Annotated in this window: 14 protein-coding genes; 5 read left to right on the forward strand and 9 right to left on the reverse strand. The window is 67.9% G+C overall.

The features are described 5' to 3' along the window. Position 1 precedes the first annotated feature (1 nt). Entirely contained in the window at positions 2–2,245 is a 2,244-nt protein-coding gene (locus tag FFS49_RS03415) for a TonB-dependent siderophore receptor (RefSeq protein WP_105818100.1), read from the reverse strand. 311 nt (positions 2,246–2,556) lie between these two features. Here FFS49_RS03415 and FFS49_RS03420 point away from each other — a divergent pair, with 311 nt between their 5' ends. Continuing rightward, complete coding sequence (locus FFS49_RS03420; protein WP_105818099.1) at positions 2,557–2,796, forward strand: Arc family DNA-binding protein; 240 nt, start codon at positions 2,557–2,559, stop codon at positions 2,794–2,796. After that, positions 2,793–3,212, forward strand: a complete 420-nt coding sequence (locus tag FFS49_RS03425; protein WP_105818098.1) for a type II toxin-antitoxin system VapC family toxin — start codon at positions 2,793–2,795, stop codon at positions 3,210–3,212. The genes FFS49_RS03420 and FFS49_RS03425 overlap by 4 nt, the downstream gene beginning before the upstream one ends. Positions 3,213–3,329: 117 nt before the next feature. Here the strand turns inward: FFS49_RS03425 and FFS49_RS03430 are convergent, their stop codons facing one another. Next, positions 3,330–4,625 carry an aspartate carbamoyltransferase gene (locus FFS49_RS03430; protein WP_039360985.1) on the reverse strand — a complete coding sequence of 432 codons (1,296 nt, stop codon included), beginning with the start codon at positions 4,623–4,625 and terminating at the stop codon, positions 3,330–3,332. A gap of 233 nt (positions 4,626–4,858) precedes the next feature. Here FFS49_RS03430 and FFS49_RS03435 point away from each other — a divergent pair, with 233 nt between their 5' ends. After that, on the forward strand, positions 4,859–4,993 hold the full coding sequence (locus tag FFS49_RS03435; RefSeq protein ID WP_006485835.1) for an entericidin A/B family lipoprotein: 135 nt from the start codon (positions 4,859–4,861) through the stop codon (positions 4,991–4,993). 98 nt (positions 4,994–5,091) lie between these two features. On the opposite strand, the gene FFS49_RS03440 is transcribed toward FFS49_RS03435, so the two are convergent. The 3 genes from FFS49_RS03440 to FFS49_RS03450 all read right to left on the reverse strand — a co-directional run bounded on the left by FFS49_RS03440 (position 5,092) and on the right by FFS49_RS03450 (position 7,811). Beyond that, positions 5,092–5,640 carry a permease gene (locus tag FFS49_RS03440; protein WP_105818378.1) on the reverse strand — a complete coding sequence of 183 codons (549 nt, stop codon included), beginning with the start codon at positions 5,638–5,640 and terminating at the stop codon, positions 5,092–5,094. 208 nt (positions 5,641–5,848) lie between these two features. Further along, entirely contained in the window at positions 5,849–6,817 is a 969-nt protein-coding gene (locus FFS49_RS03445) for a DMT family transporter (protein WP_224756093.1), read from the reverse strand. Between the two features lie 199 nt (positions 6,818–7,016). Beyond that, positions 7,017–7,811, reverse strand: a complete 795-nt coding sequence (locus FFS49_RS03450; RefSeq protein WP_105818096.1) for an AraC family transcriptional regulator — start codon at positions 7,809–7,811, stop codon at positions 7,017–7,019. Between the two features lie 170 nt (positions 7,812–7,981). On the opposite strand from FFS49_RS03450, the gene FFS49_RS03455 reads away from it, so the two are divergent. Together FFS49_RS03455 and FFS49_RS03460 are read left to right on the forward strand one after the other, a co-directional pair. After that, on the forward strand, positions 7,982–8,815 hold the full coding sequence (locus tag FFS49_RS03455; protein ID WP_105818377.1) for a molybdenum cofactor biosynthesis F family protein: 834 nt from the start codon (positions 7,982–7,984) through the stop codon (positions 8,813–8,815). After that, entirely contained in the window at positions 8,812–9,621 is an 810-nt protein-coding gene (locus tag FFS49_RS03460) for an SDR family oxidoreductase (RefSeq protein WP_105818095.1), read from the forward strand. Before FFS49_RS03455 ends, FFS49_RS03460 begins: the two co-directional genes overlap by 4 nt. 278 nt (positions 9,622–9,899) lie before the next feature. Here the strand turns inward: FFS49_RS03460 and FFS49_RS03465 are convergent, their stop codons facing one another. The 4 genes from FFS49_RS03465 to FFS49_RS03480 all read right to left on the reverse strand — a co-directional run. Continuing rightward, on the reverse strand, positions 9,900–10,592 hold the full coding sequence (locus FFS49_RS03465; protein WP_105818093.1) for a dihydrodipicolinate reductase: 693 nt from the start codon (positions 10,590–10,592) through the stop codon (positions 9,900–9,902). 160 nt (positions 10,593–10,752) lie between these two features. Then, positions 10,753–11,520: a DUF4410 domain-containing protein gene (locus FFS49_RS03470; protein ID WP_105818092.1), complete on the reverse strand. Its 768-nt coding sequence runs from the start codon at positions 11,518–11,520 to the stop codon at positions 10,753–10,755. Positions 11,521–11,890: 370 nt separating this feature from the next. Continuing rightward, a complete protein-coding gene (locus tag FFS49_RS03475) occupies positions 11,891–13,237 on the reverse strand; it encodes an ATP-binding protein (RefSeq protein WP_105818090.1) in 1,347 nt (448 codons plus the stop codon). After that, on the reverse strand, positions 13,237–13,713 hold a 477-nt coding region (locus tag FFS49_RS03480), incomplete at its 5' end, for a winged helix-turn-helix domain-containing protein (protein WP_137950994.1). The genes FFS49_RS03475 and FFS49_RS03480, both read right to left, overlap by 1 nt.

The raw sequence follows: 13,713 nt of genomic DNA on the forward strand, positions 1-13,713 counted from the left end.
ATCAGTAGCGCGCGTTCAGCGTGACGAACGCCGAGCGGCCCGGTGCGATCGACGCGTAGTGCGCCGGATACGCCTGGTCGAAGTAGGTGCGGTTGAACAGGTTGTTCACGTTCAGCTGCAGGTCGAGCTTCTTGTTGATCCGGTACTGCGCCATCGCATCGAAGCGCCAGTACGACGGCACGGCGTGCTGGTTCGCGGGATCGCCGAACACCTGCGACATGTAGAAGGCGCCGCCGCCGACGGTGAACTTCGGCGTAACGTCGTAGTTCGACCACATCGTGAAGCTGTGCTTCGGCGTGTTCGGGAAGCGGTTGCCGTTGTTCGCCGTGTCCTTGCCGTTGTCGCGCAGCTCGCTCTTCATGTACGTATAGCCGCCGAACAGCTGCCACTGCTTCGTGATCTGGCCCGCGACGCCGAGCTCGAGACCCTGCACGCGCTTGTTGCCGACCATCGCGTACTGGTTGTTCGGCAGTGTCACGCGCGCATTCGTCGTGTCGATCTGGAACAGCGCGGCGGTCAGCGCAAGCTTGTCGTTCAGCACGTTCCACTTCGTGCCGAGCTCGATGCTGCGGTTCTTCTCCGGCGACAGCTGATCGGCGTTCGAGCCGACGCCGCCGCGGCCCGGCGTGAGCGACTGCGTTTCACTGCCTTCGCCGAGCAGCATGCCGGCCGGGGTCGACGACGTCGCGTACGACGCATAGATGCTGCCGTTCTGCGCCGGCTTGAACACGAGGCCGGCCTGCCAGTTCACGAGCGTGTCGTCACGCGTGGTGGTCTTGCCGCCGTTGGCCTTGGTGTCCGTGAAGCGGGTCGAATAGTCGTCGACGCGCACGCCGCCGTTGACCTGCCAGCGCGGCGTGATCTCGATCGTGTCGAAGCCGTAGATCGACTTCGTCACGGTGCGCGCATGCGCATAGTCGTTGTTGCGCGTGATCGAGCCGGCCCACGGGTCGTTCGGGTTCGGCGACCAGAGGCTCGTGCAGTTGTAGCCCGACGCCGCGCCGATGCCGTTCTGGCAGATCTTGCCGTTCGCGGCGGCGACGTTGTACGTGTCGCGCTTGCCCCATTCGCGCGACAGCTCGATGCCGGTCGTGAAGCTGTGCTTGAACGGGCCGGTGCGGAATTCGCCGAACAGCTCGGTCTGGTTCGCGATGCTGTTGATCGCGCTGTTGCGGGTGTTCGCGCGCCGCCAGACCTTGCCGTTGACCACGTTGCCCTGGCTGTCGTCGGGCTGCGTCCAGATGTAGTCCTGCGTCGATTCCGTATAGCGCGTGGTGTTGCGGATCGTCAGCGACGACGTGATGTCGTGCTCGATCTTCAGCGTGCTGATGTCCGACGTCGTCTTGCGGAAATCGCGGTTGGTCAGTCCGTAGAAGTTGTGGCGGTCGACTGGCGCCGGGCCATCGGTGGCGACGCCTTTGGGGAGGTTGAAGCCGTAGTAGTACGGGATGCCGCCGTCGGGCAGGTCGTCGGTGGACAGGTGGTAGTAGCTCGCGACGACACGCGTCGACGTGCCGAGGCCGAACGCGATCGACGGCGCGACGCCCCAGCGCTCGTTGTTCACCGCGTCGCGGCCGGCGACGTCGTTGTTGTGGCTCATCAGGTTCAGGCGGAACGCGGCGTGATCGGCGAACTGCCAGTTGCCGTCGGCCGTGAAGCGGCGATAGCGGTCGGTGCCGAGGCCCGCGCTCGCGGCGGCGGTGGTGCCGAGGTGCGGGGCCTTCGTGATCAGGTTGATGCTGCCGCCCGCGCCGCCGCGGCCGCCGTACGCGCCGTCGGAACCCTTGGTGATCTCGATGCGCTCGGTGTTGAAGATCTCGCGCGTCGTGGCGCCCGTGTCGCGCATGCCGTCGACGAACATGCTGCCCTGCGTGTCGTAGCCGCGGATGAACGGGCGATCGCCGAGCGGGTTGCCGCCTTCGCCGGCGCCGAACGTGATGCCGGGCACGGTGCGCAGCGCTTCGGTCAGCGTCGATGCGCCGCTGTTCTGGATCAGTTCCTGCGGGATCACGGTGACGGATTTCGGCGTGTCGACGAGCGGCGCGGTGAATTTCGCGGAGGCCGAGAAGTCGGCCTTGTAGCTGTGCTCGGCCTTGCCCTGGACTTCGATCGGCGCGAGATGGCCTTCGGTGCCGGCCGGGGCGGGCGGCGGTGTGCCGTCCGCCGCGAATGCCGGACTTGCGGCGAGCACGCTGCACAGGGTCGTGAATTTACCGAGCTTCAGCTCGTCGGGACGTGACTTCATGGTGCGCTTCGACCTCGCGGTGTGGCCCCGGGGGCGGTGCGCTGCGGAAATGTGCATGCCGCCGGGAATTATTACGATTTGTTTTCAGGCGGCATTCTATGTAATTTTTTGTTGAATGAGAAGCGTTCTTGTTATCGTTGGTCGGGAAAGTGTTAATCAATGTGGCAGGGTGGTCCGGGCGGGACCAATGGCCGATCGGCCAGGTGTGACGGGCTTGTCAGGCGGGGTAGAGTGGTTCTGTTGCGGATCACCCGCCATGACATCAAGGTGCTAATATGACAGCATTGAAAGCAAATGTGGTGAGGTGCATCATGCCCGTGATTACCGTTCGAAATTTGCCCGATGAAGTGCACCGCGCGCTCCGAGTCCGTGCGGCGCAGCATGGGCGTAGCACCGAAGCCGAGGTGCGTGACATCCTCGAGCAGGCCGTTCTGCCGGGCGGCCGGCTGAAGCTGGGAACGCTGCTGGCGGAAATCGGACGGGAGGCGGGCGGCGTCGAATTCGACGTTCGGCGCGACAAGACGCTAACCGACCCGATGAGCTTCGAATGATCCTTGTTGATACGAACGTGATGTCCGAGCCGCTGCGGCGTGAGCCGAGCACGGCCGTGATCGAGTGGCTCGATGCCCAGAACGTCGAAACGCTGTTTCTTGCTGCGATCAGTCTTGGCGAAATGCGCTTCGGCGTGGCGGCACTCCCGGAAGGGCGCAGGCGCGACTGGCTTCACCACGGCATCGAGCAACGCGTCGTGCCGCTGTTTCGCGGCAGGATTCTGCCGTTCGACGATGCGGCGAGCAAAGCGTATGCGAGCATTCGAGCGCGTGCGCGTGCCTCGGGCAGTGCGATCGCGCCTGCCGATGTCTTTATTGCCGCGACGGCCGAGGCGAACGGATTGATCATTGCGACGCGCGATGGTGCGCCATTCGAGGCTGTCGGCCTGCGGGTGATTGATCCATGGGCGTCGTAGCGGTCATTCGATCGTCCGTTCGCCGCGCGAGAAAAAAATAAAGCGCGTCGGGTAGCCCCGCGCGCTTCCTGTTGAATCGGGCGGCGCCCGATATGGGTGCCCTCGGTCGTTCCGGTTTCAATCCACCCCGTGAAACACCGCATCCTCCGGCCCGAGATACGCCGGCGGGCGCCACGTCGCGTCGCGCATCGAATGCTGGACGAGGTTCTCGACGCCGAGCAGCACCGCGAAGATCGCCATCCGCACCGGAATGCCGTTGTCGGTCTGGCGGAAGATCGCGAGGCGCGGGTCGCGGTTCAGGTCGACCGACAGGTCGTTCGCGCCGGGCCGGCTGTCGCGCGGCAGCGGGTGCATGATCAGCGTGTCCGGCTTGCACACCGAATCGACGAGCGCCTGGTTGATCTGGAAATCCGGCGTGTAGCCTTCGAACGATTCGTCGGTGAAGCGCTCCTTCTGGATCCGCGTCGCATAGACGACGTCCGCGCCGCGCAGCCCGGCCGCGAGATCGGTCGTCTGCTCGATCACATGGCCGTTCGTCGCGATCTGGTCGACGATGTAGGCCGGCATCTCGAGCGTCGGCGGCGACACGAGCGTGAACTTGAGCCCGCGGTACAGCGCGAGCAGCTTGACGAGCGAGTGCACCGTGCGGCCGTACTTGAGGTCGCCGACCAGCGCGATGTGCGCGCCGTCCACGATCTTGCCGAGCCGCGAGAACTCGCGCTGGATCGTATAGAGATCCAGCAGCGCCTGGCTCGGGTGCTCGCCGGGGCCGTCACCGCCGTTGATCACGGGCAGGTTGGTCGCGCGCGCGAACTCGGCCACCGAGCCTTTCTCCGGATGGCGGATCACGAGCGCGTCGACATAGCCGGCCATCACGCGGCTCGTGTCGTAGATCGATTCGCCCTTGGCCATCGACGAGAACGTGAAGCCCGTCGTGTCGCATACCGAACCGCCGAGCCGGCAGAAGGCGGCGCCGAACGACACGCGTGTACGCGTGCTGGCCTCGAAGAACAGGTTGCCGAGCACCGCGCCTTCCAGCACGCGCGAAATCTTGTGGCGGCGCGCGATCGGCTGCATCACGTCGGCTACGCGAAACAGCGCCTCGACCGATTCCCGCGAGAACTGGTCGACCGACAGCAGTTGCGGCTTGCCTTCGAAAAAGAACTGCTTGGCGAGCCCCTGGTTATCTACGCTTTGCGTATATCCTCCGCCCTCCGGTACCGAGCGCTCGACGATTTCCGACACGAAGCGTTCGACGATCTCGGGCATCCCGCGCGATTCCTGCGAATCGTCGGGCAGCAGCCAGGTATCCAGCGCACGCCGGCTGACGCCGATGCGGCTGGCGAACGCTTCGCGCGTCATGTTGAGGCGGCGCATGGCGTCGCGGAGGAAGGCTTGCTGGGGAACGGTCATCGGCGGCTCCTGACGAGAAATATACGCGGTGCGTATATTAGTTCCTGGCGTGCTGAAGTCAAGGAAAATCTGCGCGAACCGGCTGTGTGGCCCGCCTGACCGGCGGCGGATTCGTACTGGCGTGCGGCGGCCGTCTCCGTATAATCAGGTCAGGCCCCGTGCCCGGCATGTTGCCGGGCGCGACGCCGCAAACGCTTCGCCCGTCGGGCTTGTTGATTCCAAGGAGAATGAGAATGACGCGTACGATTGCTGCAATGCTGCTGGTGGTGACCGCCGCGCTTGCCGGTTGCAACACGGTTGCCGGTGTGGGGCAGGACATTTCGAAGGGCGGCCAGGCGATCAGCGATTCGGCTGAAAAGGCCAAGTAAGCCAGCGGTTCCGGAATGCAGAAGGCGCCGGGCCGTCCCGCGATTGCGGGGCGGCCCGGCGCCTTTTTTCTTGCGGCCGGCGCTCGATGCCGGTGACGTCAGGCGTGCTCGACGAACGCGTAACGGCCTTCGACCTTGCGCGGCGTGAACCAGCCGTAGTCGGGGAACATTCGGTTGCGGACGAACCAGACATAGCCCACCAGCAGGACCGTGATCGCGAGGCTCGGCAGCGCGCTCGACGGATCGCGTCCGAGCTCGGCGATGGTCTTCGGCAACTGCAGCAGCGACAGCAGGATGAACGCGTGGTACGCACCGACACGATGGGTCGCAAAGCCCCAGATGAACAGCAGCGACAGCGGTACCGTCAGCGCGAGGAATACCAGCACGAGGCCGTTGCCGGCGCCGGTGGCGAAGAAGTAGTACGCGAGCACGAGGCTGATCGCGAGCTGGGCGATGCCGAGCGCGATCAGGATCCGGATGTGCAGCTTGTTCCTGCGGCAGCGTTCGGGATCGGGGCGCGACGCGATCAGCTGCGCGAGCACGCGATCCTTGAGTCCTTGCCCGGACAGTTCGGCCAATGCGTCGGCCTTCCTCGTTCCCGCGGACAGCAGCACCGCGATTCTTGTTTTGGCTTCCTTCCTGTTCATTGCGTGGCGCATTGTTGTTCGATGGTTGTCAAAGGTCCCGGCCACGCGAATATTGCATCTTGCGGGGTGGTGCGCAACGGTTTTGCGGTGCGCGGACACATTCCTACAGTTGCCGGCTGCATGAGGGAAACACGGCGATCGACAGGTTATACGGCGGGGCGGAGCCGCCGTCGTTTCCGCAACGACGCAACGACGCGGTGAGCGCGAGTCAGTCGGTGGCTGTTTGCGCGGTGGGCGCGGGGCGGGACGGTCGATCCGGATTCGCCGGGTGCGTATTGCGTGCTTCGGCTGGCGGTTCGCGTCGCCGCGTCGCGCCGACGACCATACCGGCGACGACGAGCGCGATACCTGCGACACGCGTGCCGCTGAGCGTTTCGCCGAGCAGCGCGACCGCGAACAGTACGGCCGAGACCGGCGCGACCGCCGTGAACAGCGCGGCCTCGGTGCCGCTCGTGCGCGCCGAGCCCGCATACCAGCACAGGTAGCCGAGCACGGTCGGCACCAGCGCGTAGTAGGCGATCGCCGACACCGCGCCGACAGTCCAGCCGCTTGCCACCGCGTGCCATTCGAACGCGGCCGGCACGAGGGCGAGCACGAAGCCGAGGCCGGACATCGCGGTGGATAGCGCGAGCGGCGGCAACGGCGCGGCCAGTCGCCGGTTGAGCAGGATGAATACGGCTTCGCAGGCGACGGCAGCCAGCACCAGCGCATCGCCGGCGAGCGTGCGGAGCGACGGCAGGGCCTGGCCGGGCGCGAACGTGACCAACAGCACGCCGGCCGTTGCGAGCGCGGCGGCCACCCAGTCGCGCGGCGTCTGCCGCTCGCGCAGCACGACGGCCGCGATCAGCGTCGACATCGCGGGCAGCGTGCCGAGCATCACGCCCGCATCGAGTGGCGACGACAGCTTCGTGCCGCAGATCAGCAGCACCGTATAACCGACGCCGCCCGCCGCTGCCTGGATGACGAGCAGCACGGCGTCGCGCGTGGAGATGCGTGGCCAGCGCATGCGCTGCGCACGCATCAGCGCGAACAGCAGCGGTGTCGCGATCAGGAAGCGCAGCGCCGTGGCAGCGAACGGCGGCAGGCCGCCGGCCGCGAGACGGCTCGCGATGACGGTGCTGCCGACGCCTGCCATTGCGGCGGCGAGATAGAGATAGCCGATCAGTCGTGTCTTCATGCGTTGCATCGTCGCGTACGGCGGCCGCGCGCGTCTTGAACGAAATTGCAACGTGCGGCGCGGGCGTGTCGAATACGGAGCGCGCGACTCGGCATGCTTGTGCGACAGGGGCGGGCGACAGTCGCCACAAGCTGTCGATGTGGGCGCAGCCTTCGAAGTCGGTAGGTTGGGCGGCGGCCCCCGCGGGTTCGCAGCGACGTCAAACGGCCTGCGTGAACCGCCCCGGCGTGATCCCGAACTGGCGCGCGAATGCACGCGTCAGGTGGCTCTGGTCGGCGAAGCCGGCTTCGGCCGCGGCATCGGCGATCGGCAGGCCGCTGGCGAGCAGTGCGCGCGCCAGCCGCGCACGCGACTGGATCAGGTACGCGTGCGGCGTGATGCCGAGCTCGCGGGCAAACCCGCGCAGCAACTGGAAGCGGCTGATGCCGCTCAGGCTGGCCAGCTCGGCGAGCGAAACGGGGGCGGCCGGCGCTGCGTCGAGCCGCTCCCGGGCGAGGCGGGTCGCCGGTGCGACGCCCGCCGGCGGCAGCGTGCGGTTCGCGTGCCGGGCAAGCAGCCCGGCGACGAGCATCACGAGCGCTTCGTCGCGAGCGAGTGACTGGGACTCCCCGGCGACGATACGCGCATGCAGCCGGCCGACCGCAGCCGCGAGCCGCGCGTCGCGCACCGCCGGATGCGCCAGTTCGACGCCGCCGAGGCCTTCTTCCGTCGCGACGCCCGCGACCAGCGCGGGTGCGAGGTACAGCATCCGCCAGCGCCGGCCAGTGCCGGCCTCGATCGGCGAGCCGTCGTGCATCTCGCCCGGGTTGACCATGATCGCGTCGCCGGCCAGGGCGTCGACCTGCCCGCGGCTGCTCCACGACCGGTGCGCGCCGCTGACGATCACGCCGACCCCGAATTCGTCGTGCGCGTGGCGTGGAAACGCACGATCGGATTCGAGGCTGATTGCCTCGATGCCTTCGTCGGTCCGTCGGTAATGGGTGACGCGGTGCATGTGCGCTCCTCGCGCCGGGCACGGCGCGGATGTCGTGCACTTTAGCGCGTTCCGGCGCCACGCGCCCTTCATCCTTTTGGCCGATACCGCGCGGCGCGCGCAGCCCGCACCATGTGCACATGAGCAGCGTACACGGCCCGCCGGGCCTGAAGCTGCGCGGGGGACGGCAGGTGGAACGACACGATCCGGTATTCATTCAGGTTGGCGCGCTCGCGGACGGCTTCGCGCCGGAAGCGAACATCCTCGCATCCGTCGACGCGCTCGCCGGGCGGGCACTCGCGCTCGGCGACGCATCGGGTGCGTGGCGCGTCTATACGTTCGAGCCCGGCGCACTGCAGTGGCGCGATGCGGCGACCGACGCGGGCGGCCGCGAGCCGTGCCGCGTGACGCGGCTGCGCGACGGGCTGTACTTCGTCGACTACATCGATTCGGCCGCCCGCGCGACGTCGGTCAGTCTCGTGATCGATCTCGACAACGGCGTATGGACGTCGGTCGTCGGCACGCTGCCGACCGAAGCCGACACGCGCATCGACGCGTTCACACGGGTTGCGCGCGGGCTGCCGTTGACGGGCGTCGAAGCCGAGTTCCGGCACGGCACGCTCGGCGGCCACACGCAGCCGGGGCCGTTGCACGGTGCCACGCGCGAGCTGATCGGCAAGCGGACGATGTATCGCTACAGCCCGACCGAATGCTACGAGCACATCTACCTGAACGAGAACTTCTACGCGTGGCAGTGCCTGCAGGGTGTCGAGGGCGGGCTGGCCGATGTCGACCGCTGTCATTACTTCAGGATTGCGGACGAACTGTATCTGTTCGTGTGGCGCGAAAAGGTGGTGCCGACGCTCGGGGTCGTCCTGATCGATCTCGCGCAGCGCAAGACCGACGGCAAGATCTTCGGCTACCAGGGCGGCGATTTCGGCACGCTGTCGAACTTTCCCGTCGGCGCGCACGCGCAGGTGCTGAACGAAACCGTGTATCCGCTCGGCGGCGAGGCGCAGCGATGAATGCCGTGCCGGGCAGCGGCCGCCTGCGGGCGGATTTCAGCGGGCGCGTCGTGCTCGTCACGGGCGCCGCGCAGGGAATCGGCGCGGCGATCGCACGCCGATTCGCCGAATCCGATGCGTTCGTCGCGCTTGCCGACCTGAACGGCGAGGCGGCCGCCGCGCGGGCCGACGCGCTCGCGAGCACGGGCGGCGACGCGCGTGCCTATCGGGTGGATGCCGCAAGCCGCGATGAACTGGGCGCATTGGTCGCGGCGGTCGAGCGCGACGGCGGGCGGCTCGATGTCGTCATCCACAATGCCGCTTACTTTCCGCTGACGCCGTTCACGCAGATCGACGAGCCGACGCTCGACCGTACGCTGTCGGTCAACCTGTCGGCGCTGTTCTGGCTCGCGCAGGCTGCGCTGCCGGCATTCGAGCGCGCGGGAGCGGGGCGGCTGCTCGTCACGTCATCGGTGACGGGGCCGCGCGTCGTGTATCCGGGGCTCGCGCACTACGCGGCGTCGAAGGCCGGCGTGAACGGCTTCATTCGCGCGGCGGCGCTGGAACTCGCACGCCGCAACGTGACGGTCAACGGCGTCGAGCCGGGCATGATCCGCACGCCGGCGGCCGGCAATCTCGGCGACGCGTCGGTCGCCGCGCAGATCGCGCGCGACATTCCGCTTGCGCGGATGGGCGAGCCGGAAGATATCGCGAACGCGATGCTGTTTCTCGCCTCGGCGGACGCCGCTTACATCACGGGGCAGACGATCGTCGTCGACGGCGGCGCGACGTTGCCCGAGAGCGGGGCGGTGCTTGGGGTTGAGTGACGGTCGAGCGGGCAATGACCGGCGGAACAGGGCGGTTCCGGCGGCCCGCTGCGCGTTCGGAGGCTTCTGCCCGGGGCTTCCGCGCAGGCGTCAGTCCGGCGTCCCGTCATGGTCCCCGAGCGGCCTGTCGGGCCAGTCCACCCAGCATGGCGGCCCGGATGTCGCGGATCGGGCGATCGACGACATCGTCGGAAATCAGCGTCGAACCACTTCCGGCGTTGCGCAAATGAACGTCTCCGACGCCACGCACGCGTGCCGGCCGCCGTGTATCGCCGCGATTACAGCCAGCCGTTGCGAATGAACTCGACGATCGAATAGCGGCGGTGCTCGAGATCGTGCTGCCGAACGGCGTCGACGATGCGCGACACACCATCCGCGTAAGGCGTCGCACCCACCACGCGCGATTCGAACTGCAGGCTGCACGCGCCGTCGTCGATGCGGATCCGGTGAATCGCGTGGCGGCCGAGCTGATCGTCGGCGACCGCGAATTCGCTGCGCTGCACGTCCGGGTCGCGCACGGAGCGGATGTCTTCCGGCCGCACGCCGAGCGACTGGCCGATCCCGACGGCCGTGCCGGGGACGGACGTCTTGCCGGCCTGGTGCGACTCCGTCAGGCTGATCCGGCAGTCGTGAAACAGGTGGCCGCTGGTTTCCAGCATGCTCATGAACTTGAGCATCAGGATGTTCGTGTTCGGACACAGCACGACCGGGAAAGCATGCGAGCCGGTTTCGAGCTCGGAGCCGGTCGACAGTTCGACGAGTGGCGACCCGGTGGCCTCGCAGAACGCGATCACGGCGGGGAGTTCGCGGCCGGAACCGGCGTGCACGACGATCGTTCGGGCGTCGCTGCGTTGCGCATCGTTGCGCGCGGTGTCCGACCAGGGGATCACGCGGCAGGTTGCCGGGTCGAGCCGGTGCGCGTCGAGCAGTTCGCTGGCCAGCTTGCCGGTTCCTACGACGAGTACTTGCATGAAATTGACGGATTGAAGTTCAGGATTCGGGACGGGACATGATGCGGGCCGCCGGGTGGTCCGGCACGGTCGCGGCGCATGGCGTCGGACAGGCCTCGCACATTATGCCCGGCCGCCCGTCTGCGTGCCCGTCGGGCCTCGCTGGCGGCGGCCCGGTGCGTCAGCTTGCCGATATCGTCGGCAGCCACGCATTTGCCGCGTTCTGCGTCGCGAGTTGTTTCGCGATCGAGCGCGCGAGGCGGTCCGTATCGGATGCCACCGTGTCGTGCTTCACTTCCGACACGCCATGCAGGCCGGCGCCCACCGCTGCCGACGTCGCGAGGCGGCCGGCCGCCGCGCCGACCCCGGCGGTTTCCACCATGCCGGGCAGGCGGCCGCTGTTCGCGCTGGACGAGAATGTGCCGAGCGGCTGCGGCGCGCCATGCGCCGGCTGGAACAGCACGGTGACCGATGCCTTCACTTCGCTCTTGCCCGCGCCGAGCCCGATCAGCGTGCGGCGGCGGCGGTTGCCGGCGTCGATCGACTCGAACCGGCCTTCGACGACCAGCGCGTCGCGTCCGTCCGGCACCGGGCCGCGCAGCGCGGGGATGCCTTGCGACCGGAGTTCGCGCACGAGCGCGTCGGCGAGCTGCTCACGCGTTTTCAGCGCGCTTTGCTGGCGCTGCACGTCAGCGGACGAACCGCTCGCGAGGGTCGCGATCTTGCTGATCATCCCGCCGTCGACCTTGACGTCGGTCGTGTCCACATCGAACGGGGACACATAGACGACGTCCGCACGAACCTGCGGCTGCGCGCGGGCCGCAGACGCTGCGGTCATGGACGTGGTCGCGGTCGATGCGCAGCCGGTCATCGCGACGGTGCCGGCGATCAGCGCGACACTGGTCAGACGTTTGGCGTGGGCAGCAAGTGCGTGAAGGGAAGAAAACATGTCGATCTCCGTGGCCTGGATGAAGTTGCCGATACTGTCGCGGCATTCAGGAACGCGAACGATCGGAAGCGGGGCGTGATCGCTGGCTGGGGAGAGGTTTCATGCCGTTGCGCAACACGCAGGCGCAAGTATGCGGAGGTCGGGCGTGATGCGCCACGCGGGAATTATGTCGGCGCATGTCACGTGCTGCCGCGCGCGGATCCGCGAGGTCGTGTGGCCGTGAGGCCTGGGCAGCAGGGCAGAAGGCCAGACGGCACACGCCATACGGCAGACGGCAGACGGCAGACGGCAGACGGCAAAAGCCCAAAGCCCAAAGCCCAAAGCCCAAAGCCCAAAGCCCAAAGCCCAAAGCCCAAAGCCAAACATCCCGTCAGGCCGACAGCGACCGCTTCACCGCCCCCGACGAATCGAGCGGCAGCGCGACGACCGCCTCCAGCCCGCCGCCATCGCGGTCGCGGAACGTCAGCGAGCCGCCGTGCAGCCGGGCGATCCGCTCGACGATCGCGAGGCCGAGGCCGGTACCCCCCGCATGCCTGCGTGCGTTCGCGCCCCGGCTGAACGGCGCCTTGAGCCGTTCGAGTTCGGCCGCGCCGATACCGTTGCCGCGATCGCTGACCACCGCGTATGCGATGCCGCGCTCGGTCCAGGTGCGCACACCGAGCCCCGTCCGGCCGTAGACGACCGCGTTCTGCATCAGGTTCATCAGCAGCCGCATCAGGCTGATCGGACGGAAGGCGAACGCGGGCACCTCACCCTCGTCGAAGTCGAATGCGTGGCCGAGCCCCGCGAAATCCGCGACGAGCTGGCCGATCAGCGCATTCAGGTCGCCGGTTTGCGGCGTTTCGCGCTCGCCGCTGCCCGCGTAGTCCATGAATTGCTGCAGGATGGTATCGATCTGGTCCAGGTAATGCTCGGTCGACGTGGTGAGCGCGTCGTGCGTGCCGCGCGGCAGCGCCATCGCGATCGCCAGGCGCAGCTTGGTGAGCGGCGTGCGGATGTCGTGCGACACGCCGGCCAGCATCAACGAGCGGGTCGCTTCCGCCTGTTGCAGCGCGTCGGCCATCTGGTTGAACGCGCGGCTCACGTCGGCGATTTCGGTCGGGCCGTCGGTGGGCAACGGCGGCGGGCGCTCGCCCGCGCTCACGCGCTGCGCCGCGCGCGCCAGTGCGTCGAGCGGCCGGTTCAGGTGAAGCTGGATCAGGTAGCCGGTCAGCGCCGCGAGCAGCGCCAGCCCGACCGACAGCACGAGCGCCGTCGTGATGCCGCTCGCCTGCGCGTCGGCGGCCATCGGCAGCGGCACCCACACGGGCGAGCCGGCCACATGCAGGCGGATCCACAGGCGCTCGTCGTCGCCCGATTGCCAGCGCGCGGGGAGGTCGGGTGGCAGGTGGCGTTCGAGTGCCTGCATGAACACGTCGCGCTGCCAGGTGCGGAAAAAGGCTGCCAGGTTCGGTGCTTGCGGTGGTGTGGCAGGCGGCAGCGCAGCCTGGCCGCCGAACTGCGCGACGACCGCGCGGCCGGCGTCGGGCGGCAGGCCGGCAAGCGTGCGGTCGAGCAACTGCACGTAGTCGGAGAAGACGATCGAGGCCCGCTCGATGCGCGGGCGCTGCACGTAGTGCAGCAGCACGATGAGCGAACAGACGAGCGACAGCGCGACGAGCGCCACCAGCAGCGCGATGTTGCGCGCAAGCAGCGAGCGCGGCAGCGGGATGCGCATCACGACTCGATGCCGGCCACCAGCATGTAGCCGATGCCCCAGACGGTCTTGATGAAGCGCGGCTTGCCGGGGTCGTCCTCGACGATCTGCCGCAGCCGCAGGATCTGCACGTCGACGCTGCGGTCGAGTGCGTCATGGTCGCGGCCGCGTGCGCGGGCGAGCAGGTTCTCGCGGCTCACCGCGCGGTTCGGCGACGAGCCGAGCGCATGCAACAGCAGCATCTGCGCCGAATGGATTTCCACGGGTGTGCCGTCGCGCATCAGCGTCTGCTGGCCGACGTCGAACGTGAATGCGCCGAAACGCAACCGCTGCGACGTGACCGTCGGCTCGCCGGCCGCCATCTTCTGCCGCCGCAGCAGCGCGCGGACGCGGGCCACGAGTTCGTCGGGGAGAAACGGCTTCGCCAGGTAATCGTCGGCGCCCGTCTCGAGGCCGACGACCTTGTCCGCGGCGTCGCCTTTCGCGGTGAGCATCAG

Origin of the sequence: Burkholderia sp. 4NA327C6 (assembly GCF_005502655.1) — a bacterium.
Taxonomy (GTDB): Bacteria; Pseudomonadota; Gammaproteobacteria; order Burkholderiales; family Burkholderiaceae; genus Burkholderia; species Burkholderia contaminans.

What these genes read in the sequence shown, in the direction of transcription:
- FFS49_RS03465 (WP_105818093.1), bottom strand. Translation starts at nt 10,592, where the DNA reads ATGCAAGTACTCGTCGTAGGAACCGGCAAGCTGGCCAGCGAACTGCTC.
- FFS49_RS03445 (WP_224756093.1), bottom strand. Translation starts at nt 6,817, where the DNA reads ATGAAGACACGACTGATCGGCTATCTCTATCTCGCCGCCGCAATGGCA.
- FFS49_RS03425 (WP_105818098.1), top strand. Translation starts at nt 2,793, where the DNA reads ATGATCCTTGTTGATACGAACGTGATGTCCGAGCCGCTGCGGCGTGAG.
- FFS49_RS03435 (WP_006485835.1), top strand. Translation starts at nt 4,859, where the DNA reads ATGACGCGTACGATTGCTGCAATGCTGCTGGTGGTGACCGCCGCGCTT.
- FFS49_RS03420 (WP_105818099.1), top strand. Translation starts at nt 2,557, where the DNA reads ATGCCCGTGATTACCGTTCGAAATTTGCCCGATGAAGTGCACCGCGCG.
- FFS49_RS03460 (WP_105818095.1), top strand. Translation starts at nt 8,812, where the DNA reads ATGAATGCCGTGCCGGGCAGCGGCCGCCTGCGGGCGGATTTCAGCGGG.
- FFS49_RS03440 (WP_105818378.1), bottom strand. Translation starts at nt 5,640, where the DNA reads ATGAACAGGAAGGAAGCCAAAACAAGAATCGCGGTGCTGCTGTCCGCG.
- FFS49_RS03450 (WP_105818096.1), bottom strand. Translation starts at nt 7,811, where the DNA reads ATGCACCGCGTCACCCATTACCGACGGACCGACGAAGGCATCGAGGCA.
- FFS49_RS03430 (WP_039360985.1), bottom strand. Translation starts at nt 4,625, where the DNA reads ATGACCGTTCCCCAGCAAGCCTTCCTCCGCGACGCCATGCGCCGCCTC.
- FFS49_RS03470 (WP_105818092.1), bottom strand. Translation starts at nt 11,520, where the DNA reads ATGTTTTCTTCCCTTCACGCACTTGCTGCCCACGCCAAACGTCTGACC.
- FFS49_RS03475 (WP_105818090.1), bottom strand. Translation starts at nt 13,237, where the DNA reads ATGCGCATCCCGCTGCCGCGCTCGCTGCTTGCGCGCAACATCGCGCTG.
- FFS49_RS03415 (WP_105818100.1), bottom strand. Translation starts at nt 2,245, where the DNA reads ATGAAGTCACGTCCCGACGAGCTGAAGCTCGGTAAATTCACGACCCTG.